The organism is Pararhodobacter aggregans (assembly GCF_003075525.1).
GTDB classification, from domain to species: domain Bacteria; phylum Pseudomonadota; class Alphaproteobacteria; order Rhodobacterales; family Rhodobacteraceae; genus Pararhodobacter; species Pararhodobacter aggregans.
Genome location: NZ_QDDR01000002.1, coordinates 109,180 through 131,121 on the forward strand (window position 1 = coordinate 109,180; position 21,942 = coordinate 131,121).

The 21,942-nt window shown below is 68.9% G+C and carries 23 protein-coding genes; 15 read left to right on the top strand and 8 right to left on the bottom strand.

Annotated features, from left to right (window positions below; genetic code table 11):
- The first annotated feature begins 97 nt into the window (after window positions 1-97).
- The 4 genes from DDE23_RS04610 to DDE23_RS04625 all read left to right on the top strand — a co-directional run bounded on the left by DDE23_RS04610 (window position 98) and on the right by DDE23_RS04625 (window position 3,874).
- A complete protein-coding gene (locus DDE23_RS04610; protein ID WP_107750755.1) occupies window positions 98-814 on the top strand; it encodes a glutathione S-transferase N-terminal domain-containing protein in 717 nt (238 codons plus the stop codon).
- Window positions 815-995: 181 nt separating this feature from the next.
- A complete protein-coding gene (locus tag DDE23_RS04615; protein ID WP_107750754.1) occupies window positions 996-1,649 on the top strand; it encodes a protein-L-isoaspartate O-methyltransferase family protein in 654 nt (217 codons plus the stop codon).
- Window positions 1,650-1,702: 53 nt separating this feature from the next.
- A complete protein-coding gene (locus DDE23_RS04620; protein ID WP_107750753.1) occupies window positions 1,703-3,100 on the top strand; it encodes a TolC family protein in 1,398 nt (465 codons plus the stop codon).
- Window positions 3,101-3,178: 78 nt separating this feature from the next.
- The gene (locus DDE23_RS04625) at window positions 3,179-3,874 is read left to right on the top strand and encodes a hypothetical protein (RefSeq protein ID WP_107750752.1); all 696 of its coding nucleotides are present in this window, start codon (window positions 3,179-3,181) and stop codon (window positions 3,872-3,874) included.
- On the opposite strand, the gene DDE23_RS04630 is transcribed toward DDE23_RS04625, so the two are convergent.
- The 3 genes from DDE23_RS04630 to DDE23_RS04640 form a co-directional block, all read right to left on the bottom strand.
- Window positions 3,865-5,028, bottom strand: coding sequence for an MFS transporter (locus DDE23_RS04630; RefSeq protein WP_107750751.1), 1,164 nt, complete (start codon window positions 5,026-5,028; stop codon window positions 3,865-3,867). The genes DDE23_RS04625 and DDE23_RS04630 overlap by 10 nt on opposite strands.
- 201 nt (window positions 5,029-5,229) lie before the next feature.
- Window positions 5,230-6,147, bottom strand: a complete 918-nt coding sequence (locus DDE23_RS04635) for a manganese-dependent inorganic pyrophosphatase (RefSeq protein ID WP_107750750.1) — start codon at window positions 6,145-6,147, stop codon at window positions 5,230-5,232.
- A gap of 94 nt (window positions 6,148-6,241) precedes the next feature.
- Window positions 6,242-6,943, bottom strand: coding sequence for a ZIP family metal transporter (locus DDE23_RS04640; RefSeq protein WP_107750749.1), 702 nt, complete (start codon window positions 6,941-6,943; stop codon window positions 6,242-6,244).
- A gap of 60 nt (window positions 6,944-7,003) precedes the next feature.
- Here DDE23_RS04640 and DDE23_RS04645 point away from each other — a divergent pair, with 60 nt between their 5' ends.
- Entirely contained in the window at window positions 7,004-7,672 is a 669-nt protein-coding gene (locus tag DDE23_RS04645) for a DUF2161 domain-containing phosphodiesterase (protein ID WP_107750867.1), read from the top strand.
- A 91-nt stretch (window positions 7,673-7,763) separates the two neighbouring features.
- Here the strand turns inward: DDE23_RS04645 and DDE23_RS04650 are convergent, their stop codons facing one another.
- The gene (locus DDE23_RS04650) at window positions 7,764-8,222 is read right to left on the bottom strand and encodes a phosphatase domain-containing protein (RefSeq protein WP_107750748.1); all 459 of its coding nucleotides are present in this window, start codon (window positions 8,220-8,222) and stop codon (window positions 7,764-7,766) included.
- Between the two features lie 101 nt (window positions 8,223-8,323).
- Here DDE23_RS04650 and DDE23_RS04655 point away from each other — a divergent pair, with 101 nt between their 5' ends.
- The 6 genes from DDE23_RS04655 to DDE23_RS04680 all read left to right on the top strand — a co-directional run bounded on the left by DDE23_RS04655 (window position 8,324) and on the right by DDE23_RS04680 (window position 13,236).
- A complete protein-coding gene (locus DDE23_RS04655; RefSeq protein WP_157957970.1) occupies window positions 8,324-8,674 on the top strand; it encodes a GerW family sporulation protein in 351 nt (116 codons plus the stop codon).
- On the top strand, window positions 8,671-9,171 hold the full coding sequence (locus DDE23_RS04660; RefSeq protein WP_107750746.1) for a hypothetical protein: 501 nt from the start codon (window positions 8,671-8,673) through the stop codon (window positions 9,169-9,171). Before DDE23_RS04655 ends, DDE23_RS04660 begins: the two co-directional genes overlap by 4 nt.
- Complete coding sequence (locus DDE23_RS04665) at window positions 9,168-9,434, top strand: hypothetical protein (protein ID WP_107750745.1); 267 nt, start codon at window positions 9,168-9,170, stop codon at window positions 9,432-9,434. Before DDE23_RS04660 ends, DDE23_RS04665 begins: the two co-directional genes overlap by 4 nt.
- Before the next feature lie 134 nt (window positions 9,435-9,568).
- Window positions 9,569-9,856 (top strand): co-chaperone GroES, encoded by a 288-nt coding sequence (locus DDE23_RS04670; RefSeq protein ID WP_107750744.1) that lies wholly within the window; start codon window positions 9,569-9,571, stop codon window positions 9,854-9,856.
- 44 nt (window positions 9,857-9,900) lie between these two features.
- Window positions 9,901-11,538, top strand: a complete 1,638-nt coding sequence (gene groL / locus DDE23_RS04675; protein ID WP_107750743.1) for a chaperonin GroEL — start codon at window positions 9,901-9,903, stop codon at window positions 11,536-11,538.
- A gap of 231 nt (window positions 11,539-11,769) precedes the next feature.
- Window positions 11,770-13,236: a class I adenylate-forming enzyme family protein gene (locus DDE23_RS04680; protein WP_202863211.1), complete on the top strand. Its 1,467-nt coding sequence runs from the start codon at window positions 11,770-11,772 to the stop codon at window positions 13,234-13,236.
- Here the strand turns inward: DDE23_RS04680 and DDE23_RS04685 are convergent.
- From DDE23_RS04685 to DDE23_RS04700, 4 genes are all read right to left on the bottom strand, one after another.
- On the bottom strand, window positions 13,233-13,640 hold the full coding sequence (locus tag DDE23_RS04685; RefSeq protein WP_107750742.1) for a PaaI family thioesterase: 408 nt from the start codon (window positions 13,638-13,640) through the stop codon (window positions 13,233-13,235). The genes DDE23_RS04680 and DDE23_RS04685 overlap by 4 nt on opposite strands.
- Window positions 13,633-14,463, bottom strand: coding sequence for an IclR family transcriptional regulator (locus DDE23_RS04690; protein ID WP_107750741.1), 831 nt, complete (start codon window positions 14,461-14,463; stop codon window positions 13,633-13,635). Before DDE23_RS04690 ends, DDE23_RS04685 begins: the two co-directional genes overlap by 8 nt.
- Window positions 14,464-14,531: 68 nt before the next feature.
- Window positions 14,532-15,497 carry a winged helix-turn-helix transcriptional regulator gene (locus DDE23_RS04695; RefSeq protein WP_157957971.1) on the bottom strand — a complete coding sequence of 322 codons (966 nt, stop codon included), beginning with the start codon at window positions 15,495-15,497 and terminating at the stop codon, window positions 14,532-14,534.
- Between the two features lie 65 nt (window positions 15,498-15,562).
- Complete coding sequence (locus tag DDE23_RS04700; protein WP_107750865.1) at window positions 15,563-17,116, bottom strand: carotenoid oxygenase family protein; 1,554 nt, start codon at window positions 17,114-17,116, stop codon at window positions 15,563-15,565.
- 237 nt (window positions 17,117-17,353) lie between these two features.
- On the opposite strand from DDE23_RS04700, the gene DDE23_RS04705 reads away from it, so the two are divergent.
- Genes DDE23_RS04705 through DDE23_RS04720 form a run of 4 tightly spaced genes read left to right on the top strand, consistent with a single transcriptional unit; the run spans window position 17,354 to window position 21,936 of the window.
- The gene (locus DDE23_RS04705; protein ID WP_107750739.1) at window positions 17,354-18,085 is read left to right on the top strand and encodes an alpha/beta fold hydrolase; all 732 of its coding nucleotides are present in this window, start codon (window positions 17,354-17,356) and stop codon (window positions 18,083-18,085) included.
- The gene (locus DDE23_RS04710) at window positions 18,082-19,023 is read left to right on the top strand and encodes an NAD(P)H-dependent flavin oxidoreductase (protein ID WP_202863212.1); all 942 of its coding nucleotides are present in this window, start codon (window positions 18,082-18,084) and stop codon (window positions 19,021-19,023) included. Before DDE23_RS04705 ends, DDE23_RS04710 begins: the two co-directional genes overlap by 4 nt.
- Window positions 19,020-20,708, top strand: a complete 1,689-nt coding sequence (locus tag DDE23_RS04715; protein WP_107750738.1) for a class I adenylate-forming enzyme family protein — start codon at window positions 19,020-19,022, stop codon at window positions 20,706-20,708. The genes DDE23_RS04710 and DDE23_RS04715 overlap by 4 nt, the downstream gene beginning before the upstream one ends.
- Window positions 20,701-21,936: an acetyl-CoA acetyltransferase gene (locus tag DDE23_RS04720; protein ID WP_107750737.1), complete on the top strand. Its 1,236-nt coding sequence runs from the start codon at window positions 20,701-20,703 to the stop codon at window positions 21,934-21,936. Before DDE23_RS04715 ends, DDE23_RS04720 begins: the two co-directional genes overlap by 8 nt.
- Window positions 21,937-21,942: the final 6 nt, after the last annotated feature.

A 21,942-nucleotide genomic window follows, 5' to 3' on the forward strand; every position in this document is an offset into this window, starting at 1 on the left:
TGAACCGGGTTCACCGGCTGTTTACCTCGTCCCGGGCGATGATGCGCGCGGCGCAGGCCAATTCCAAGGCCCATTTGCCGCCTTAGCCGGAGTTCCCATGACCCGTTCCACCGTGACCCGCCTGACCGATCACCCGATCACCCGCCGCTGGCCCGCCGCCAATCCCGATGTGTTGCAGCTTTACTCGCTGCCGACGCCCAACGGGATCAAGGTCGGCGTCATGCTGGAAGAAACCGGCATCCCCTACGAGGGGCATCGCGTCAATTTCGGCGACAACGATCAGCTCACGCCCGAGTTCCTGTCGCTCAATCCCAACAACAAGATCCCGGCGATCCTGGACCCGAACGGGCCGGGGGGGGCGCCGCTCGCGCTGTTCGAATCCGGGGCGATCCTGCTCTATCTGGCCGAGAAATCCGGGAAATTCCTGCCCGAGGATCCCGCGCTGCGCTGGCAGGCGGTGCAATGGCTGATGTGGCAGATGGGCGGCGTCGGGCCGATGTTCGGGCAGCTGGGCTTCTTCCACAAATTCGCCGGGAAAGAGATCGAGGACAAGCGCCCCTTCGAACGCTACCGCGCCGAATCCGAGCGTCTGCTCAAGGTGCTGGACGGCCAGCTTGAAGGCCGCGACTGGATCGTCGGCGCGTATTCCGTGGCCGATATCGCCATCGCCCCCTGGGTCCGCTCGCTGACCGGGTTCTACGAGGCGGGGCCGCTGGTCGGCTTCGATGGGCTGAAGAACGTCCCCGCCTGGATGGAGCGCTTCCTGGCCCGGCCGGCGGTGCAGCGCGGCCTCGACGTTCCGGCAGCGGGCTGAGCGGGGCAGGGCGCGGGTGTCTTTGTTCAGTCACGGCTGAACATTCCGCTTGCGCCCGACCCATGCGCGTGTCACGAAGCCACAGTTCACCGGGTGCTTGATCCCGCCCCGGGGGGCGGCATTGCCAAGCGCGCGGCCCCTGTGGCAAGAGGGGCTGACAGACCCAGACGGAGCCCGTGCCATGTCCGCTTTCGCCGCCCGCCGTACCGTGATGGTCGACACTCAGGTTCGCCCTTCGGACGTGACCAAGCTGCCGATCATTCAGGCGATGCTGACCATCCCTCGCGAACGTTTCGTGCCCGGCCCGATGGTCGAGGCCGCCTATATCGGCGAGAATGTCGCGCTGGGGGGCGGGCGTGTGCTGCTGGAGCCGCGCACGCTGGCCAAGATGCTGGATACGCTGGATATCAAGCCCTCGGATCTGGTGCTCGACCTGGCCGTGGCCACCGGCTATTCCAGCGCCGTCATCGCCCATATGGCGCAGGCCGTCGTCGCGGTGGAGGCCGATGAGAGCCTTGCCGCCGAAGCTGGCGCCGCACTCGAATCGATCGGCGTGACCAATGTCGCGCTGGAGACGGGCGCCCCCACCGCGGGCGCCCCGGAACACGGTCCCTATGACGCGATCATCGTCGAAGGCGGGATCGAGGTTTTTCCGGCTGCTCTGGAATCGCAAGTGAAGGAGGGCGGCCGCGTCGTCGCCATCTTCATGCAGGGCGCGCTCGGCACGGTTCGTCTGGGCGTGCGTCACGGCGACGGAATCCGCTGGCGGGATGCGTTCAACGCGACGGCGCCGGTGCTCGAGGGCTTTGCCGCCGAACGGGGCTTTGCCCTTTAACACAGGCACACGCCCGCGCGGGCGAGGGCCGGACCCAAAGCACGGAGGGCGCGATGAGCGTTCGCATACGGATACGCGCTGCCCTGAGTGCGAGCGCGCTGGCTCTGGCTCTGGCCGCCCCCGCGTCGGCCGATTCGCTGGCGGATGCGCTGGTTGCGGCCTATCGCAATTCGAACCTGCTGGAACAGAACCGTGCCCTGTTGCGCGCCGCGGACGAGGATGTGCAGCAGGCGATCTCGGCGCTCTATCCGGTGGTGAGTTTCGCGACCACCGCGCTCAGCACCGCCTCGGGCACGCCCGATTACCGGCTGAGCTTCGGCATCACCGCCTCCATCCCGGTCTATGATTTCGGCCGCAACCGCCGCGCCATCGACATGACCCATGAGATGGTTCTCTCGACCCGCTCGGCGCTGGTGGTGATCGAGCAGAACGTGCTGCTGAACGCCGTCTCGTCCTACATGGGGCTCTATACCAACCTGCAGACCCTGCAATTGCAGCGCAACAACGTGGGCGTCATCAGCGAACAGCTGCGCGCCGCGCGCGAGCGTTTCGAACTGGGCGATTCGACCCGCACCGATGTCGCGCTGGCCGAGGCCCGCCTCGCCGCCTCGCGTTCGGCGCTGGCCGCCGCGCAGGGCGATGTCGCCATCTCGCGTGAGCAATATAACCTCGCCGTCGGGCAATATCCCGCCGAACTGGCGGCGCCGCCCCGGCTGCCGCGCCTGCCCTCGTCGCTCGAGGAAGCGCAGGACATCGCCCGGCGCAATCATCCGGCCATCACCCAGGCCCAGCACGAGGTCGCCGCCGCCGACATCTCGACCGAGATCGCCGGGCTGGAGCGTCGCGGCACCGTCACGGGCTCGGTCGGGCTCAGCGCCGATATCACCCGCGCCCGTCCGCTGCCGGAAACCCGCGACAGCGATGTCAGCGCCTCGGTCACCTATCAGGTGCCGCTCTTCAACGCCGGCCGCCTGCGGTCGGTCGAACGGCAGGGCATCGCCCGCGCCCAGTCGCGCCGCTCGGCGCTACATCAGACCGTGGCCATCGTCCAGCAATCGGTGGCCGCCAGCTGGGCGCAGCTGCAGATCGCCCGTGCGACGCTCAGCGCCGGGGATCTGCAGATCTCGGCCGCGCAATCGGCCTATGATGCGGTGCGCGCGGAAGCGGAGCTGGGCTCGCGCACCACGCTCGATGTGCTCGACGCCGAGCAGGAGCTGCTGGACGCCCGTTCCTCGCGCATCCTGGCGGCGGCGAATGTGCAGCTCGCGGCCTACAGCCTGCTCGAGTCGATGGGTCAACTGACGGTTTCGGCCCTGAACCTCGGCATCCCGACCTATGATGTCGAGGCTTATTCGGCCACGCTGCCCCATGCCACGCAGGGCCGCACGCCCTCGCCGCAGGGCGCGGCGCTGGACCGGATCATGGGCCGCCACCGCAACAGCGCTCCCTGAGCGCGTCCTCTCCGATCCGCCATTGTTTCGAGGGCCTTCCTTCGCTATCCTCGTTTCAAAACGAGCAGAGGCCAATCCATGTCGGACGCAATGACCAATCGCGAGATTGAGGACGTTCTCACGTCGATCCGTCGTCTGGTTGCGCAGGAAGGCGGGCGCGGGGCGGAAGCCGGGCGGCTGATCCTGACCGAGGCCCAGCGCGTCAATGCGGCACCCGAGGCCGAGGCCGAGCAAGACGCGGACGCGGCGCAGGTCGCCATCCCGGCCCCCGATTTCGGCAAGCTCGAAGCGACCATCGCCGAGCTGGAAGCCGCCTTTGCCACCAGTGAATTCGAAGGCGACAACGCCGCCGACAGCGAGGCGCCGCGCGCCTCGAACGTGACGGAACTCTACGGCCGCCTCAGCTTCGCCCATCGTGGCAAGGAGGCCGAGGTCGCGACCCAGGCCGAACCGGCGACGGCCGCGGCCACCGTCGCTGTCGCCGACCCGCCCGCCTCGGTGGAACCGGCGCCGGAAGCCCCCGCCATGACTGACGCCCCCGCCGCCGAACCGGCCGCGGACCTCGCCGATTACCTCCACGCCGCGGCGAATGACGACGCGGCGCTGCCGGGCGAGGACGAGGCCTTCCTCGACGAGGAGACCCTGCGCCTCCTCGTCGCGCAGATCGTCCGCGAAGAGCTGAAAGGCCAGCTGGGCGAGCGCATCACCCAGCAGGTCCGCAAGCTGGTCCGGGCCGAGATCGCCAAGGCCCTGGACGAGCGCTCCTACCTCTGAGCGGCCCTTAGCGCCGCCCAGCCCAGGATCAGAAAACTCAGCGTGAAGCCGATGATGGCCAGCGACAGCGCCTGCCATCCGTAGCGCGTGACCAGCCCGCCGATCAGCGGCGGGCCGAGGAAGGCGCCGATGCTGCCCAGCTGGGCGATAAGCCCGTTGGTCGGCCCGACCTCGGCCGGTGAGGGGGCAAGCCGCGGCACGGCGGCAAAGGTGAAGCCGGTCAGCACCCCCGAGCCATAGACCGCGATGACCGCGGCGGTCATCGCCGCCCCCAGCCCCAGCCGCGGATCGAAGGCGGGCAGGGCGCAGAGCAGCAGCGGCGCCCCCGCCAGCCCGATCAGCAGGCGCGGCCGGATCCGGCTGCCGATCAGCCCGTAGGACAGGCTCCCGGCAATCGCCGCCAGCGCCACGAGCCCGGTGGCCCGCCCGGCCTCGGCCTGGGTGAAGCCGCGCATCTCGATCAGGAAACTCGGCATCATGCTCATCAGGGCCAGCGTGACCAGCGTCATGCCCAGAAACGCCGCCCCCAGCAGCCAGGCCGCCGCCCCCAGCCGCCCGCGCTGCGGCGCAGGGCCGGGCGGGGCGGCCACGCCCTCCGGTGCGCGGGGCAGGGCGCGCAGGGCGATCAGCGCCGCGCCCGCCACCAGCAGCGCATTGGCCACAAACCAGCCGCGCCAGCCCCAGGCGACAGAGAGCGTGCCGCCCGCCATCGCCGCCAGGCTCAGCCCGAAGGTGAAGAAGGTGCCCCAGAGCGCCAGTGCCGCCTGCTGGTCACGGCCCCGCGCCTCTTCGGCCATCAGCGTCGGCGCGGCGACGACGATGGCCAGATAGCCGATCCCCTCGATCCCGCGCAGCAAGGTCAGCAGCAGCGCATTGGGCGCGGCACTCGCCGCCAGCGCCGCCAGGGCCAGCAGCCCCGCCCCCAGCAACAGCGCGCTCCGCGCCCCCCGCCGTCCGACCCAGATGCCCGCCGCCACCCCCAGAAGCGCCGAGGGCAGGGTGATGGTCGAGATCGCCCAGCCCAGGCTCGCAAGGCTCATCGACAGCCCCTCGCGCAGATCCTCGGTGGCGGGCGCCAGCCGCCCCACCTGTACCGCGCCGATCACGCCGATGGCATAGGCCAGGACCACCGCCCGCCAGTTCGTGCCCGCCATGCCCTTGCCCCCGCAGTCTTGTTTCGCCGAAACCTACCCGCGGGCCTCCGGGCAAACAACCCGCGCGCGGCAAAGGAAAAAGGGCGCCGGTCGAACCCGCGCCCCTTCATCTTTGTTCTGAAAATATCCTGCGGGTGGGGCCGGGAGGGTGCAAAACCCTCCCGGCGGGGGGTGCGGGGGGCTGGCCCCCCGCGTGCCCCGTCACAGCGTCAGCGCGGGAATGATCTGCTTCTTGCGGCTCATCACGCCCGGCAGCACCACGGTATCGCCGCTGACGGTGACGCCGAAGCTCTTCTCGGCCATCTCCTTGACCAGCGCGTTGGGCACCAGCAGCGTCGCTTCCTCGCGGAGGATGTCGACCACGAACAGCAGCACCTGATCGGCGCCGTCTTCCTGCGCGACGCCGACCATCGAGTCCATCAGGCTCGCCTTGCGGTCCAGCACCACCTTCGGCGCGGTGGTCTCCAGCACCGAGACGCGCAGCTCCTTGCCGGCGACGGTGTATTCCTTCGAATCCATCCGCAGGAGTTCCGCGTCCGAGAAGGCCGAGACGTCGGATTTCGCCTCGAACATCGCCGCGGCCAGGTCGTGCAGGTCGACGCCCAGATCCCTGGCCAGCGCCTCGGCCACGGCCTTGTCATGCGGCGTGGTGGTGGGCGAGCGGAATTCCAGCGTGTCCGAGACGATGCAGGACAGCATCGCGCCCTTCACGCTGCGCGGCGCGGCCGCCAGATCGTCGCCCATCAGGTCGGCCATGATCGTCGCCGTGCAGGCCAGCGGCCGCACGGTGATGTCGATCGGGCCCTTGGTTTCCAGCCCGCCCACCAGCTTGTGGTGGTCGATGATGGCGCGGATATCGGCCTTGTTGATGTCGGCGGGCAGTTCCGCCGGGTTGTTGGTGTCGACGATGACGACCGGCGCCCCGGCCTCGACGCCCCGGATGATCTCGGGCTTCTCCAGCCCCCAGTGGCGCAGCACGAAAGCGGCCTCGGTGTTCGGCTCGCCCAGCAGCACGGGTTTGGCGGGCGTCCCCTTGTGCGTCAGATACCAGGCCCAGGCGATGGGCGAGCCGGTCGAGTCGGTGTCGGGCGATTTGTGGCCGAAAACTTGGATCGTCATGAGGATTTCCCGTGAATGCGCAGGCTGGGGCGATTTGGCGCGCGTTTTATAGGCGCGGGGGCAGGGCTTGTCACTAGCCGCCGCGGTCGCAGGGTCAGCCCGCCAGCTGCCCCAGCCCCTGCGCCGCCACCAGACCCAGCGCCACCGCGAAGCCGGTGGCGTAGCGGTCCTGGGCATAGGCCTTGGGGAAGACCTCGATCGCCAGCGAGGCGGCCACCACCCCGGCGGCAAAGACCCGGATCGTGGCCAGGACCGGCGCCGCCACGCCCGCCAGCGCGAGGTTGCCCAGAAGCGCGGCGCCGGCCAGCAGCCCCGCGGTTGCCGCCCAGATGGCGAAGACCTTGGCCTTCGGATAGCCGTCCTCCAGCATGCCCTTGGCGCCGCCCGCGGCCTCGGGCAGGTTCGACAGGAAGATGGCGCCCGCCAGAGCCGCCACCTCCAGCCCCGAGGCGCCGATCAGCGCCACGCCCAGCGCCAGATTCTCGGGGATGCCGTCCAGCGTGACCGAGACCAGCAGCCCTCCGCCCGATTCCGCGCCGAGCTTGCGCTTGACGAATTTGTCCAGAGCGACAAAGGCGCAGGCCCCGGCGATCAGGCTGCCCGCCAGCAGCAGCCACGGGATCTCGGGCGCCGCGCGTTCCACCAGTTCCGACATGATCGACACGATCAGCGCCCCGCCCGCCAGCGCGATCAGGAAGCCTTCCAGCTTTTCGGGCAGAGGCGCCCAGAGCCCCCAGGCGGCCCCGATCAGGAGCGCCGCGGCAACCAGGGCGAGGACGATGAGCGTGGTCAGCATCAGGGCACAACGCCGGGGCTTTCCCTGCGGTTCCGGCCCGGGTTATCTGGTGCCATGTCCGTGATGCGCGAAGCCGATCTCTACCCGCCGCTGAAGGCGCATTTCGAGGGCCGGGGCCTGACCGTCAAGGGCGAGATCGGCGCGGCGGATCTGGTGGCGATGGGCGGGCCGGATCCGGTCATCGTCGAGATGAAGCTCAAGTTCTCGCTGACGCTCTATCATCAGGGGATCGCCCGGCTCGCGCTCTCGCCGCAGGTCTATCTGGCGGTGCTCAGGCCCGAGGGGCGGCAGGCGCGACGGATGCTGGCCGAGAACACCGCGCTCTGCCGCAGACTGGGGATGGGGCTCATCACGGTGCGGGGGCGGGACGGTTTCGTCGAGGTTCTGGCCGAGCCCGGCCCCTATGCGCCGCGCGGATCCAAGGTGAAGCGGGCGCGGCTAGAAAAGGAATTCACCCGCCGTCAGGGCGATCCGAACGCGGGCGGCGCGACGCGGCACGGGCTGGTCACGGGCTACCGGCAGGATGCGCTGCGCTGTGCGGCCTATCTGGCGGAATATGGCGCGGCCAAGGGCGCGGCGGTGGCGCGCGATACCGGCGTGCCGGGGGCGACGCGGATCATGGCGGACAATCATTACGGCTGGTTCGCCCGGGTCTCGACCGGGGTTTACGGCCTGACCGAGGCGGGGCGGAAGGGGCTGGCCGACTGGGACGGGGCGCTGCCGGGATAGGCTGTCCCATGCCCGGGACAGGGGCGCCGGTTGAGAGATTTCAGGGGATCAGGTGGCCGGGTCCGCTTTCCGGCAGGCAAGCCCGATGGGGTCAGGCCCCGGCCCAACGTTCCTGCGCCTCGGTCTCGACCGCGCCGGGACGGGCCGCGCGCAGCCGCAGAAGGGCAGCGTCCGGCGCCTCGCCTGCCTCGACCATCAGCCGCAGCGCCACCATCCCGGACCGACCCAACCCGCCCCGGCAATGCACCAGCACCCGGCCGCCGTCCCTCAGCACCGCGGTTGCGGGGGCGCTGAGTGCTGCCCAATCGGCACCCTCGGGAGGGGTCTGGAAATCCTCGACCGGAAAGGAAAGGCGGCGGATCCCCACGGCGGCGCACCATTCCGGCAGGTCGGCAGCGCCGAGCCGCGAGAGTTCGGCGTCCGGCGTCAGCGACAGGATCAGCGCCGGGGCGAAATCCAGAACGGCCGCCCGCGCCTCGGCCGCGGCGGGCAGGGCGCAAAGCGCCAGAATGCCGCGACGCAGCGGCAGGGGGGAGATGACGAAGGACATGGCAACGGCGTAGCGCCGCGCGTCGGTGCCCGCAAGTGACACAGGTCATGGCGGCGCCGCGCGGGATGCGCCAGAATGACCCGTCAGCACAGGAGAGGCGCATGGACGACGTGGTGAAACTGCTCAAGGGCACGGTGGACGAGCTGGAAAAACTGCTCAACGCCAAGAACGTGCTGGGCGATCCCATCGACCGCGACGGCGCGACGGTGATTCCCATCGTCAGCTACGGCTTCGGCTTCGGCGCGGGCGGCGGCACCGGCGGGGTCGCGGGCCAGACTGGCAACGGCATGGGCACGGCGGCGGGCGGCGGCATCCGCCCGGTCGGCGCCATCATCATCGACGCGGGCGGCGCCCGGGTCGAGCCGGTGCGCGGCGACATGGCGACGATGGCCGAGGCCCTGGGCTCGACGGTTGCCAAGGTGATGAAGGCGAAGGGCAAGCCCGAGGCATGATGCTGTGGGCGCTGGCCGGGCTGGCGGTGCTGCTGCTGGCCCCGCTGCGGTTGCGGGCCGAGGCCTCCAGCGATCCGGCCCGGCTGCGCGTGGAGCTGGGCCTTCTGGGCGGCCTGCTGCCCGTGGCGCTGGTCGACAGCACGCGGGCGCGCAAGCCGCCGAGGCCGAAGCCCGAACCGGCCAGACCGGCAAAGAAAAAGCGCCGTCCCTCGGCCAGGATGCTGCGCGCGGGCGCCCGGGCCGGGATTGAGGCGCTGGGCTGCCTGCGCATCGACCGGCTCAGGGGCGAGGCGCGGATCGGCCTCGGCGATCCGGCGCTGACCGGCGAGTTCTGGGGCCGGGCCAGCGGCATCCTGATCGCGCTGCCCTGGCGCGGGTTTCGTCTGGTGCCGCTTTTTGATAGGCAGGCGCTGGAAGGCGAGGGCGAGATCGCCCTCTCGGTCATCCCCGCGCGTCTGCTGCCGGTGCTGGCGCGCTTCGTCTGGAGGCTGCGATGAGCCGCGTGGTGATGGAAAGCCCGGTCGAGGCCAGAGGCACGATGGTGGCGGCGCTGAGCCGGGCCTCGGTCGGCGTCGACGGGCTGAAGACCCGGCTGCTGGGCTGGGGCCGCAAGGAGCCGGTGGCGCTGCTGATGGCGGACCGGGCCGGGATGCGCGCCGTCGCCCCGGGCGGCGCGCCGCTGACCGAGGCCGAGATCGAGGCGCTGTGCCCCGGCGCCTGGGCGGCGTTTCACGCTGCATCGCGGCATCTTCGGGGCTGAGCCCCGACTGTGAAAAATTCCTCGGTTTCAAGTGTTGACAGGCAGAAAAGCACTGCCTACCTAGGGCGTCGTTAGCACTCGCCCCGAGTGAGTGCTAAGACCCATTCGCACTGAACCCTAGGGAGTGTTCACAGATGGCTTTCAAACCCCTCCATGACCGTGTCACGGTCCGCCGCGTTGCCAGCGACGAGAAGACCAAGGGCGGTCTGATCATCCCCGATTCCGCGAAGGAAAAGCCCGCCGAGGGCGAGATCGTTGCGGTCGGCGAAGGCGCGCGCAAGGATTCCGGCGAGCTGATCCCGATGTCGGTCAAGGCCGGCGACCGCATCCTGTTCGGCAAATGGTCGGGCACCGAGGTCTCGATCGACGGCGAAGAGCTGCTGATCATGAAGGAGAGCGACATCCTCGGCATTCTCGCCTGAGCCTGTCCCCCTTCTTTCCACGAAATTCTTAAGGAGCACCCACCATGGCTGCCAAAGAAGTCAAATTCTCGACCGATGCCCGCGACCGGATCCTGCGCGGCGTGAACATCCTCGCCGATGCCGTCAAGACCACGCTGGGCCCCAAAGGCCGTAACGTCGTCATCGACAAGTCGTTCGGCGCCCCGCGCATCACCAAGGACGGCGTCACCGTCGCCAAGGAAATCGAACTCTCGGACAAGTTCGAGAACATGGGCGCGCAGATGGTGAAGGAAGTCGCTTCCCGCACCAACGACGAAGCCGGTGACGGCACCACCACCGCCACGGTTCTGGCTCAGGCCATCGTCCGCGAAGGCATGAAAGCCGTCGCCGCCGGCATGAACCCGATGGACCTGAAGCGCGGCATCGATCTGGCTACCGCCCGCGTCGTGGAGACCATCAAGGCCGCCGCCCGCCCGGTCGCCGACTCGGACGAAGTCGCGCAGGTCGGCACCATCTCGGCCAACGGTGAGGCCCAGATCGGCCGCTTCATCGCTGACGCGATGCAGAAGGTCGGCAACGAGGGTGTCATCACCGTCGAAGAGAACAAGGGCATGGAGACGGAAGTCGAAGTGGTCGAGGGCATGCAGTTCGACCGCGGCTACCTGAGCCCCTATTTCGTCACCAACCCCGACAAGATGATCGCCGATCTGGAAGAATGCTACATCCTGCTGCACGAGAAGAAACTCTCGTCGCTGCAGCCGATGGTGCCCCTGCTCGAGGCCGTCATCCAGTCGCAAAAGCCGCTCCTCATCATCGCCGAGGACGTCGAAGGCGAAGCGCTGGCCACCCTCGTGGTCAACAAGCTGCGTGGCGGCCTGAAGATCGCCGCCGTCAAGGCGCCGGGCTTCGGCGATCGCCGCAAGGCCATGCTGCAGGATATCGCCATCCTGACCGGCGGCCAGGTGATCTCGGAAGATCTGGGCATGAAGCTGGAGAATGTCGGCATCGACATGCTCGGCGTTGCCAAGAAGATCTCGATCAACAAGGACAACACCACCATCGTCGATGGCGCCGGTGAGAAGGCCGAGATCGAGGCCCGCGTGACCCAGATCCGTCAGCAGATCGAGGAAACCACCTCGGACTACGACCGTGAGAAACTGCAAGAGCGTCTGGCCAAGCTGGCCGGTGGCGTTGCCGTGATCCGCGTCGGCGGCATGACCGAGATCGAAGTGAAAGAGCGCAAGGACCGCGTGGACGACGCCCTGAACGCGACCCGTGCGGCCGTGCAGGAAGGCGTGATCGTCGGCGGCGGCGTGGCGCTGGTTCAGGCCGGCAAGTCGCTCGAAGGCATGACCGGTCAGAACAGCGACCAGAACGCGGGTATCGCCATCGTGCGCCGCGCCCTGGAAGCCCCGCTGCGCCAGATCGCCGACAACGCGGGCGTCGACGGCGCCGTGGTGGCCGGCAAGGTGCGCGAATCCTCGGACGTGAACTTCGGCTTCAACGCCCAGACCGAAGAATATGGCGACATGTTCAAGTTCGGCGTGATCGACCCGGCCAAGGTGACCCGGACCGCTCTGGAAGACGCGGCCTCGATCGCTGGCCTCCTCATCACCACCGAGGCGATGATCGCCGAAAAGCCCGAGCCCAAGGGTTCGGCCCCGGCGATGCCCGACATGGGCGGCATGGGCGGCATGATGTAATCTGCGGCCAACCGCAGGATACGGGACGGGGCGGCTTTCGGGCCGCCCTTTTCCTTTTGCCCCGGGGTGATCGTCTGAGAGGACGCGGCCGGACCTCGGCGCGACGCGGGGGGCCTGCCGGATCGGGACCGTTACAGGGCCGCATTGTTTCGACTGTCGGTACGCCATTCCGAACGCTTGACCCCGGCCGCCCGGCTCGCCTAGTCTCGCGGCCAGCATGAGGGGAGGGCGATGATGGTGGCTTGGCTGGATGAGCTGATCGGTATGCATCCGGCGACGGATCCGGCCCTGATCGAAGCCGACGGACAGATTCTGAGCTATGGCGCGCTGCGCGATACGGTGGCGGAGGCTGCGGCGGCGTTGCGGGTGCTGGGGGTCGGGCCGGGCGAGCGGGTGATGCTGGTGGCCGAAAACAGCGCCGCCGTGGCCATCATCGCCCTGGCCACGGCCCGGCTGCGCGCCTGGTTCGTCCCGGTCAATGCGCGGCTGACCGGACCGGAACTGGCGGCGCTGCAGGCGCATGCCGCGCCGCGCGTGACGCTCTACACCACAACCTCGCCCGCCGCCCGGGCCCATGCCGGGGAAAGCGGCGCGCAAATCGGCGGGCGGCTGGGGGCGCTGGGACTTGCCGCCAGCCTCGCCCCGTCGCGGCCCGAACCGGTCGCCGACAGCCCGGCCGAACAGGTCGCGGCGCTGGTCTATACCTCGGGGACCACGGGCCAGCCCAAAGGCGTGATGCTGAGCCATAACGCCCTGATCTGGAACGCGAAAATCGCCGCCGAGATGCGCGGCCTCGGCCCCGGGGACCAGCTGCTGCTGGCGATCCCCGCCACCCATATCATGGCGCTGGCCACCGGGCTTCTGGCCGGGTTGCAGGCGGGCGCCTCGGTCCGGCTGATGGCGCGGTTCAGCGTCGAGGGGCTGCTGGAGGGGCTGGCGCAGGGGGCGAGCGTGCTTTCGGTCGTGCCGCAGGTCTACCGCCAGCTGCTGGCCCAGCTTGCCGGCAGCAAGCCCGTGGCGCCCCGACTGCGGCAGCTGGGCTGCGGCGGTGCGCCGCTCGATCCGGCGCTGAAGGCCCGGGTCGAGGCGGTCTTCGGCCTGCCGCTGCACAACGGCTATGGCATGACCGAGGCCGGGCCCGGCATCGCCTCGACCACGCAGGGGCCGCGGCGGGCGGATGGCTCGGTCGGTCATCCCTTTGCGGGGCTGGAGGTGCGGCTGGATCGTGCCGATGCCACGGGGGTGGGCGAGTTGCTGGTCCGGGGGCCGGGGGTGATGCGGGGCTATTACCGCGCGCCCGACCTGACGGCCGAGGCGATGACCGACGACGGCTTTCTGCGCACCGGCGATCTGGTGCGGCAGGAGGAAGACGGCGCGCTGCATCTGGTCGGACGGGCGAAGGAGCTGATTATCCGGTCCGGGTTCAACGTCTACCCGGTCGAGGTTGAAGCGGTGCTGCTGGCCTGCCCGGGCGTGCTGCAGGCGGCTGTGACTGGCCGTCCCGTGGGTGACAATGAGGAGGTGCTGGCCTTCGTCACCCTCGCGCCGGGGACCGGGGCGGCGTCGGTCAGTGACTGGCTCACCGCCCGCCTTGCCGCCTACAAGCGGCCGCAGCATCTGGTGGTGGTCGAGGCGATGCCGATGACCGCAGCCGGAAAGATCCGCAAGGCGGAGCTGGTGGCGGCGCTGGCCGGTTAGCGCGCCGTCACCACCTTGAACGAGCCGGTGGCCTGCGCCACCAACGCGCCGGTCTCGTCGCGGACCTCGCCCTCGGCGAAATAGATCGAGCGTCCGCCGCCCACCCGCCGCCCCTCGGCGATCAGCCGCCGCCCCTTCGGCTGGCCGACGAAATTGACCGTCAGCGTCAGCGTGACCGCCGGGCGGAAGGTGTCGGGACTGCCCGCCCAGCAGCCCGCCGCGCCCAGGGCGCTGTCCAGCAGTGTCGCATAGACACCGCCATGCGGGATGCCCAGCCGGTTCATGTGCTGCGCCTCGGCATCCAGCGCGAAACGCGCGATGCCCTCGGCGAAATGCACCCGCTCGATCCCCAGCGAGGCGAGGAAACCGCCGCGGGCGACGGGCAGGGCCTTGGTCTCACTCATCCGTCTCGGGCCTCAAGGACAGGGCCCGGGCCGCGCGCAGCAGGCGGGGGGCGTACTGGGTCAGCAGATCCTCGGGCGGGTTGAGGAAGCCGAAGCCGCCGACGTTGATCGCATAGAGCGAGCGGCCCTGCACCGGCCGGACCGGCGCGGCCACACCGTTGATTTCCTTGCGCCATTCCCCGAACGAGGTGCAAAAGCCCCAGCGCGCGAAATCCTCGCGGGCGCGGGTCAGGCCCTGGGCCAGCCGGGTGCGATCCTCGGCGCTGTCGGTGGTCCGCTGCGCCTCGTCCAGAAGCGAAAGCTGCTCGTCCCCGGGCAGGCCCATCAGGATCGCCCGGCCGATCGAGGAATGGAAAAGCGGCACCTGCGCGCCAAGGTGAAAGACCATCGACACCGAATTCGGGAAGCGATGGGTGGCCAGATAGACCACCGACTGGCCATACCGCTCGCCCAGCGCGGCGGCGACGTTCACGTTCTCGCCCTTGCAGACCTCGGCCAGTTCCAGTGCCGCGCGTTCCTTCAGTTCCATCCCCGAGAGGACGCCATAGCCCAGGGTCAGCACCCCCGGACCCAGCCGGTATTCGCCGCTGGGTTCGGCTTGCACCAGATAGCCCAGCTTGCACAGCGTATAGGTCAGCCGGGTGACCGTCGCCTTGGGCAGGCCCGCCCGCTGCGCCAGGGTGTTGTTGGACAGATGCACCTCGTTCGGGCGGAAGGCGCGCAGCAGCGACAGGCCCCGCGCCAGGGCGGTGACGAATTTCGGGTCGCTGCCTTCGTCGAGGGGGCTGTCGCCCTCGGTCGTCTGCTCGGCGTCATGCTGCATGGGATCTCCGGGCTTCACGACTTTTCAGAATAATGTTCCGTCAATCGGAACACAAGCGCCCCCGGGCCTCAGCCATGGAAGCGCAGCTCCAGCTGGTCGCGGCTGACCCATTCCGCGCAATGCCGACAGCGGTAGCGGCCGCGCAGGATCGCGCCGCAGGCATGGATCCGGGGATCGGGAGGGGGCTGGCCATCGTTGCACCAGCGGTCGCCCCAATCGGCAATCGCCAGCAGCAGGGGAAAGAACCCCTCGGCCCGGGGCAGCAGGTGATAGACCAGCCGCCGGCCCTGCACCTCTTCGCGCACGAGGTTCAGCGCCTTCAGCTTGTCCAGCCGGTCGCGCACCACCGGCGCGCCCAGCGCCAGCTCCTGGGTGATGGCAAGCGGATGGCGCGGGCCCTGGAACAGCAGGAACAGGATCTCGTTGCAGGGCAGGTCGCCGACCAGCGAGGCCGCCACCATCCCCCCCGATTGCGAGGAGGTGGCGGTGAAACTGGCGTCGTTGCGGCGCGCCAGGCGGGGGCGGGGCTCGGTCTCGACCTGCTCGGGCTGGCTGCGCTGGATGGTGACGCTGGTGGAATGGGCGGGGCCGCCGCAGGCGGTGCAGCAGTAATCGGCCTCCAGCAGGTGGCCGCAGCTCTTGTGGATGATGTCGAAGGGCAGCACCTCCTCGACCCCCGGATTGGCCCGGTGCCAGAGCCAGATCGCATACATGGCATCGGCCAGATCGAAGGTCTTGGCGGTGGGCGCGTATTCGGGCGCGGCCTGCGTGCCGCCCGATTGCGGCGCTGGGAAGCGGCGGTAGAGCATCTGCTCATGACACAGCGCGGTGAGCCTGAGCGACAGGGTCTGCTTGGGGATGTTCAGCGCCCGCTGGAAGGCGCTGAAGCGGCGGGTGCCGTTGAAGGCCTCCTTCAGGATCAGCATGGTCCAGGGATCGGAAAGAATCCGCAAAGCCCGCCGCAACGAGGTCGCGGGCGGGCCTTCCGGCAGGGCGGGGGCGTCGGGCATCGGGTCGGGCATCAGTCCAGGCACGCGGGCAGGTTCCTTGCGCGACCCAAGCATGCCCGGCCCCCTCTGTCCATCGGGGCGACGGCCCCTCACGCGCCCCAGATATCCGCGCCATCCACCCAGGTGGTGTGGAAGCCGATCGAGATGCGGCGCGGGATCTTCACCTTGGCGATGGGCCGGGTGATATCCTCGGCATCGAAGATCAGGCAGGCCGAGGACCAATCGTTGGTATCGGTGATGAAGCTGACCGGATAGGCCCGCCCCTCAGCCCCGTCGCGCCCGCTGCCCTGCGCCGGGGCGACCGGCGCCTCGGAGCCATAGACGCCTTCGCCGTAATCGTAGCGCTGGGTCGCGCCCGTCTCCAGATCATAGCGCAGCAGGCCGTTGAAGGTCTGGCAGCGCCCTTCCAGCGAGCCCTCCTGCGGCATGGGGATGATCTGGTTGAAGGAATAGCGCGTCTTGCGGCCCATGAAATGGGCGTTGACGGTCGGAAACTCGGTGTTGCGGTCGTCGATCGGCCCCTCGCGCGTCTCGCCGGTCCGGGTGTTGAACGACCAGCGGTAAAGGATATGCGAGCGCCGCCTGTAGGCCATCATCGAGGCCAGGTGATGGTCGGCCGGATCCTTGACCGGCATCGGGTCTTCCTGCCGACAGCCGATCATGTGGACCCAGGGGCCCTCCTCCCAGGCATTGGCGATATGCAGGATGTAGCAGGGTTCGGCCTCGAACCACTGGACCTTCTGCGAACGGCCGAAGCGGTCGATCAGCCCGAAGCGGGCGGGTTGGTCGCGGTGGAAGCCCATCACCCGGCGCTTGTGCTTCTTCAGCAGGTCGACGTCGTGATAGAAGGGCAGGTCGTGCAGGATGGCGTAACTCTCGGTCAGGCCCATGTCATGGGGCGAGCGCGGCCCGGCCAGGTCGATGTCGATATCGAAGACCAGATTGCCGCTCGCATCCGCCATGCCATAGGACATGTAGGGCGGCTCGTCCTGATAATTGAAGAAGAACAATTCCTTGGAGAAGGGATCGGTCTTCGAATGCGCCGATACCGAATGGTGCAGCTTGCCGCCCAGCGTCTCGCGCCCGGTGGTTTCCAGCGTCAGCGGATCGACCGTGTAGGGATCGCCCGCCATGTACCACAACGACAGAAGACTGCCGTTGTAGAAGATGACATCGGTGTTCGAGACATCCTTGATCGGCGAGCCGGGCAGGCGGAAATCATAGGGCCCCGCCAGGCCCGGCCAGATGGCGCGGCCCGCCATCTCCTCGACCAGAAAGGCGCCCGAGCGCAGATAGCGCTGGCGGAAACTGGCCTTGCCGTCCCGGAAATAGATCGCCCTGAGCTGCGCGTCGCCATCGTAGTAATGGTACTTGGAATTGACCGGCTCGAAGCGCTGCGAGGGGCCGTTCATCACATAGGCGCCGCACAGATCCGCCGGGATCTCGCCCTCGACCTCCAGATCCTCGGCCTCGTATTCGATATCCGTGGGGGCGAAGCCGCCGTGCAGATAGGGGTGGTCGTAGTGCCAGATCCAGTCCGGCGCATCGGGGGGCGGGGTGCCGTCCGGGGCGTGCAGGCGGACATTGGCCCGCGTCACCGCCAGCGGGGTCTCGTCATGGTCGTGATGCGGGGCGAGGGACATGGCGGCCTCCATTTGTGTTTATCTAGACCATATGTCGCAATCCGGGGCGCAAAGTCAAGTGAAACGGCCTGCTGTGCCCCTATGCCCCTGGCCGTAAAGCGGTGAGAGCTTGAGATTGAACGAAAATTGCCGGTTGTTGTGTTCCATCCAGCAAAACATCATTCTGAAAAATAGAGTTTTGCCTTGACGGCTTCGCGAATCAAGGTCTAGGAATAGGTATAAAGAGGGGGAGCCATCATGACGACGCTGGTCTGCCTGCCGGGTCTGCTCTGCGAGCCCGAGGTGTTCGACCCGCTGCGCGCGGTCCTTGAGGCGCGGGGTGCGGCGGTCGACATGCGGGTTCTGGCCCTGCCCGAGGGCGAGGATTTCGACGCGCTGGCCCGGTCGCTGGCGGCGCAGATCCCCGACGGCGCCGTCCTCCTCGGCATGTCGATGGGCAGCTATCTGGCGCTGCGCATCGCGCTCACCCATCCCGGCAAGCTGGCCGGTCTGGTGCTGATCGGCACCAATGCCGCAGCCGATACGCCGGAGGCGGCGGCGATGCGCGGCAAGGTCGCCCGCTGGGCCGCGCGCGAGGGGATGGAGGCACTGGGCGCCAGCCTCGCCGATACGCTCGTCTCTCCCGCCCGCCGCTCGGACCCGGCGCTGCGCGCGCGGATGATCCGCATGGCGCTGACGCAGGGCGTGGCGCGCTTCACCGCCCATCAGAAGGCGCTCGCCGCTCGCCCCGATCAGCGCGGGGATCTGGGGGCGCTGACCTGCCCGCTGCTGGTCCTCTGCGGCAGCGAGGACGGCGTGACCCCGCTGGAGGCGGGCCGCGCCCTGGCCGAGGCGGTGCCCGAGGGCCGCTGCATCGCGCTGCCCGGCACCGGCCATATGGCGGTGCTGGAGGCGCCGCAGATGGTGGCTGGCCATGTGACCGATTTCCTGTCCCGGATTGCGACGAACACGAAGGAAGACGCCCGATGATGCCGAAAGACCGGCTGGCAGCCCTGCGGTTGCCCGCCTTCGCCGCGCCGATGTTCCTGGTCTCGGGTCCCGATCTGGTGGTGGCCTGCTGCAAGGCGGGCATCGTCGGCAGCTTCCCCGCGCCGAACCTGCGTTCCAGCGCCGAACTGGGCGCGTGGATGGCCGAGATCGGCGCGCAGCTGACCGAGGCGGATGCACCCTGGGCCCTGAATCTGGTCACCCATTCCACCTCGCCGCGCCTGCCGGGCGATCTGGAGCAGGTGGCGATCCATCAGCCGCCGATCGTCATCACCGCGCTGGGCAGCCCCAAGCCGGTGCTGGCCACGGTGCATGGCTATGGCGGGCTGGTCTTTGCCGATGTCATCTCGGTCGCGCTGGCGAAAAAGGCGGTCGAGGCCGGGGCCGACGGTCTGGTGCTGGTCTGTTCGGGTGCCGGTGGGCATACGGGCGAGCTGAGCCCGCTGGTCTTTGTCGAGCGGGTGCGCCAGTTCTTCGACGGGCCGATTGCGCTGGCGGGGGCGATCAACACCGGCGAGGCGATCCTGGCGGCGCAGGTGCTGGGCGCGGATTTCGGCTATATCGGCACGGCCTTTCTGGCGGCCGAGGAAAACCTCGCCAGCCCCGAATACCGGCAGATGTGCGTGACCTCGGATGCGACCGACCTCCTGGTCACGCGGGCTTTCACCGGCGCCCGGGCCTCGATGCTGAAACCCTCGATGGTGGCCAAGGGGCTGGACCCCGCGGATCTGGAATTCAAGGTCGCCAAGTTCAATTTCACCGGCCGCCAGAACGAGGCCGTCAAGCCCTGGTCGGGGATCTGGGGCGCGGGGCAGGGGGTCGGCAAGATCGAACGGATCGAGCCCGCCACCGCCATCGTCGACCGGCTGGCCCGCGAATACGAGGCCGCCAAGGCCCGCGCCCGGAGGCTCTGCGCATGAGCCTGTTCCCGCCCGAGGATTACGCCCGCTTCCGCGCCGAGGGGCATTGGGCCGACATCACCCTGCCGCAGATGGTCGCGGCGAGTGTCGCCCGGGTGCCCGACCGGCTGGCGCTGGTCGATGCGCCCAATCGCGAAACGCTGTTCGAAGGGGCGCCGAAGCGGCTGACCTATGCCCAGATGGAGGCCGAGGTGGCGCGCTATGCCGCCCATCTGCAGGCGCAGGGTCTGGGGCAGGGGGCGTTGGTCGCGACGCAATTGCCCAATATTGCCGAGACCTTGCTGCTTTATCTGGCGATCAGCCGGATCGGCGCGGTGCTGAGTCCCGTCTCCATGGCCTACCGCGCCGCGGAACTGGCCGATCTGACCCGGGTCGCGGGGTTCGACGCCTTCATCTCCATCGGTCACTTCAAGGGCCAGCCCTTCGATCCTGAGCGCCTGAGCGCGCTGCCTGCGAGCGTGCTGCGCCTCGGCATCGGTTCGGGCCTGCCCGACGGCATGGCGTCGCTCGACGGTCCGGCGCCCGCGCCGCTGGCCTCTGTCACGGTCGACGCCGACGCGCCCTTCGCGGTCTTCTGGACCTCGGGCACCGAGGGCGTGCCCAAGGCGGTGCCGAAGACGCACAACAACCTCATGGCCTCGTCGCTGGGGGCCTGGCGGCTGCTGGACCTGCCCGACGGCGCCAATATCCTCGCGCCCTTTCCCTTCGTGAACGCGGCCGCGGTGGGCGGGCTGATGATGTGCTGGATGCGTACCGCAGGCGCCCTGTTCCTGCACCATCCCTTCGACCTTCAGGTCTTCCTGCACCAGCTGAAGACCGAGGACATCGCCTATACGATGGTCGCGCCGACGCTGCTGACCTATCTGCGCGATCAGGCAGACGATCCCGGGCTGCGGGCGGCGCTGCACCGGCTGATCGCGCTGGGCACCGGCTCGGCCCCTCCGGACCCTGAGGTTTTCGTCTTCTTCGAGCAGCATTTCGCCATCCCGGTGGTGAATTTCTTCGGCTCGAACGAGGGGGCGCAGATGTGTTCGGCCGCGAGCCGCGTGCCCGACCCGCGCGAGCGCGCCCGCTTCTTTCCCCGCGACGGGGACGAGGGCTGGGACGCCACCAGCCGCACCGCCAATGGCGGCACCTTCCGGCTGGTCGATCCGGCAAGCGGCGCGGCCGTCACCGAGCCCGGGGGCCTGGGCGAGATGCAGCTGCGCGGCCCGGCGATGATGCCCGGCTATTACTCGCGGCTGGGCTATGACCGGACGAAATTCACCCCGGACGGCTATTTCCCCTCGGGCGACCTGTTCCAGATCTCGGATTGCGGCGGGCTGATCCGCTTCCACGCCCGGGCCCGGGAATTGATCGTGCGCGGCGGCATGAAGATCGCGCCGGTGGAGCTGGACAACACCCTCTCGGCCCTGCCCGGGGTGCGCGAAGTGGCGGTCGCGGCCTATCCCGATCCCCGCATGGGCGAGAAGGTCTGCCTTTTCGCCGTGATGCACCCGGGCCGCAGCCTGACCCTGGCCGAGGTTTCGGATTTCTGCGACCGGGTGGGGCTGGCCAAGTTCAAATGGCCCGAGCGGCTGGAATTCCTGCCCGCCCTGCCGCGCACCCCCTTGGCAAAGCTCGACCGCAAGGCGCTGGCCAAGCGTCTGGCCGAATCCCAGAAAACCGGAGAGATCCATGCCTGAGCCCGTCTATATCCTCGGAGGCGCGCAAAGCGACTTCGCCCGCAACTGGTCGCGCGAGGGCTTAGGCATCGATGCGATGATGCGCGAGGTGCTGTTCGAGGGGCTCGAGAATACCCGGCTGGAACCGCGCGACCTGCAATCCGTGCATGTCGGGAATTTCGTGGCCGAGCTGTTCTGCGGGCAGGGGCAATTGGGCGGCATGATCGCCTCGTTGCATCCCGACCTTTCGGGCGTTCCGACCCAGCGGCACGAGGCCGCCTGCGCCTCGGGCTCGATGGCGATGCTGGCGGCTGCGGCCGAGATCGAGGCCGGGCGCTACGATCTGGTGGCGGTGCTGGGCGTCGAATACATGCGCAACGTGCCGGGCCAGCGGGCGGCCGAGCATCTGGGCGCCGCGGCCTGGGCCGGGCGCGAATGGCAGGACGCCACCTATGTCTGGCCCGCCGCCTTCGCCGATCTGATCGAGGCCTATTCCGAGAAATTCGGCCACGTCGATTACGCCCATCTGGGCGAGATCGCGCGGATCAACTACGCCAACGGCAAGCGCAACCCCTATGCCCAGACCCGCAAATGGGACTTCACCGACCGCTCCTTCACCGAGGATGACGCGGCCAATCCGGTGATCGAGGGCCGGGTCCGGCGCAACGATTGCGGGCAGGTCACGGATGGCGCGGCGGTGGTGTTCCTCGCCTCGGCCAGCCGGGCGGCGGAATACGCCAAGGCGCGCGGGCTGGAGCTGTCCGATCTGGCGAAGATCGACGGCTGGGGCCACCGCACCGCGCCGATGATGCTGTCGGAAAAGCTGGCGGAAAGCCGCAACGACCGTTTCGTGCTGCCGCATGTGAACAAGGCGATCCGCGAGAGCTTCGCCCGGGCCGGCATCGACAGTCCGTTTCAGCTGGACGCCATCGAGACGCATGATTGCTTCGCCATGACCGAATACGCGGCCATCGACAGTTTCGAGATCACCGCCCCCGGCGAAAGCTGGAAAGCCGTCGAGGAGGGGGTGATCGCACCGGGCGGACGGTTGCCGATCAACCCCTCGGGCGGGCTGATCGGTCTGGGCCATCCGGTCGGTGCGACCGGCGTGCGGATGATGCTCGACGGCTACAAACAGGTGACCGGGCGCGCCGGCGATTGTCAGGTCGAGGGCGCCGAACGGGTGGGCCTGCTGAACATCGGCGGTTCCACCACCACCATCGCCGCCTTCGTCGTGGGGCGCGGCTGACAGACG

What these genes read in the sequence shown, in the direction of transcription:
- DDE23_RS04610 (WP_107750755.1), top strand. Translation starts at nt 98, where the DNA reads ATGACCCGTTCCACCGTGACCCGCCTGACCGATCACCCGATCACCCGC.
- DDE23_RS04615 (WP_107750754.1), top strand. Translation starts at nt 996, where the DNA reads ATGTCCGCTTTCGCCGCCCGCCGTACCGTGATGGTCGACACTCAGGTT.
- DDE23_RS04620 (WP_107750753.1), top strand. Translation starts at nt 1,703, where the DNA reads ATGAGCGTTCGCATACGGATACGCGCTGCCCTGAGTGCGAGCGCGCTG.
- DDE23_RS04625 (WP_107750752.1), top strand. Translation starts at nt 3,179, where the DNA reads ATGTCGGACGCAATGACCAATCGCGAGATTGAGGACGTTCTCACGTCG.
- DDE23_RS04630 (WP_107750751.1), bottom strand. Translation starts at nt 5,028, where the DNA reads ATGGCGGGCACGAACTGGCGGGCGGTGGTCCTGGCCTATGCCATCGGC.
- DDE23_RS04635 (WP_107750750.1), bottom strand. Translation starts at nt 6,147, where the DNA reads ATGACGATCCAAGTTTTCGGCCACAAATCGCCCGACACCGACTCGACC.
- DDE23_RS04640 (WP_107750749.1), bottom strand. Translation starts at nt 6,943, where the DNA reads ATGCTGACCACGCTCATCGTCCTCGCCCTGGTTGCCGCGGCGCTCCTG.
- DDE23_RS04650 (WP_107750748.1), bottom strand. Translation starts at nt 8,222, where the DNA reads ATGTCCTTCGTCATCTCCCCCCTGCCGCTGCGTCGCGGCATTCTGGCG.
- DDE23_RS04655 (WP_157957970.1), top strand. Translation starts at nt 8,324, where the DNA reads ATGGACGACGTGGTGAAACTGCTCAAGGGCACGGTGGACGAGCTGGAA.
- DDE23_RS04660 (WP_107750746.1), top strand. Translation starts at nt 8,671, where the DNA reads ATGATGCTGTGGGCGCTGGCCGGGCTGGCGGTGCTGCTGCTGGCCCCG.
- DDE23_RS04665 (WP_107750745.1), top strand. Translation starts at nt 9,168, where the DNA reads ATGAGCCGCGTGGTGATGGAAAGCCCGGTCGAGGCCAGAGGCACGATG.
- DDE23_RS04670 (WP_107750744.1), top strand. Translation starts at nt 9,569, where the DNA reads ATGGCTTTCAAACCCCTCCATGACCGTGTCACGGTCCGCCGCGTTGCC.
- groL (WP_107750743.1), top strand. Translation starts at nt 9,901, where the DNA reads ATGGCTGCCAAAGAAGTCAAATTCTCGACCGATGCCCGCGACCGGATC.
- DDE23_RS04680 (WP_202863211.1), top strand. Translation starts at nt 11,770, where the DNA reads ATGATGGTGGCTTGGCTGGATGAGCTGATCGGTATGCATCCGGCGACG.
- DDE23_RS04685 (WP_107750742.1), bottom strand. Translation starts at nt 13,640, where the DNA reads ATGAGTGAGACCAAGGCCCTGCCCGTCGCCCGCGGCGGTTTCCTCGCC.
- DDE23_RS04690 (WP_107750741.1), bottom strand. Translation starts at nt 14,463, where the DNA reads ATGCAGCATGACGCCGAGCAGACGACCGAGGGCGACAGCCCCCTCGAC.
- DDE23_RS04700 (WP_107750865.1), bottom strand. Translation starts at nt 17,116, where the DNA reads ATGTCCCTCGCCCCGCATCACGACCATGACGAGACCCCGCTGGCGGTG.
- DDE23_RS04705 (WP_107750739.1), top strand. Translation starts at nt 17,354, where the DNA reads ATGACGACGCTGGTCTGCCTGCCGGGTCTGCTCTGCGAGCCCGAGGTG.
- DDE23_RS04710 (WP_202863212.1), top strand. Translation starts at nt 18,082, where the DNA reads ATGATGCCGAAAGACCGGCTGGCAGCCCTGCGGTTGCCCGCCTTCGCC.
- DDE23_RS04715 (WP_107750738.1), top strand. Translation starts at nt 19,020, where the DNA reads ATGAGCCTGTTCCCGCCCGAGGATTACGCCCGCTTCCGCGCCGAGGGG.
- DDE23_RS04720 (WP_107750737.1), top strand. Translation starts at nt 20,701, where the DNA reads ATGCCTGAGCCCGTCTATATCCTCGGAGGCGCGCAAAGCGACTTCGCC.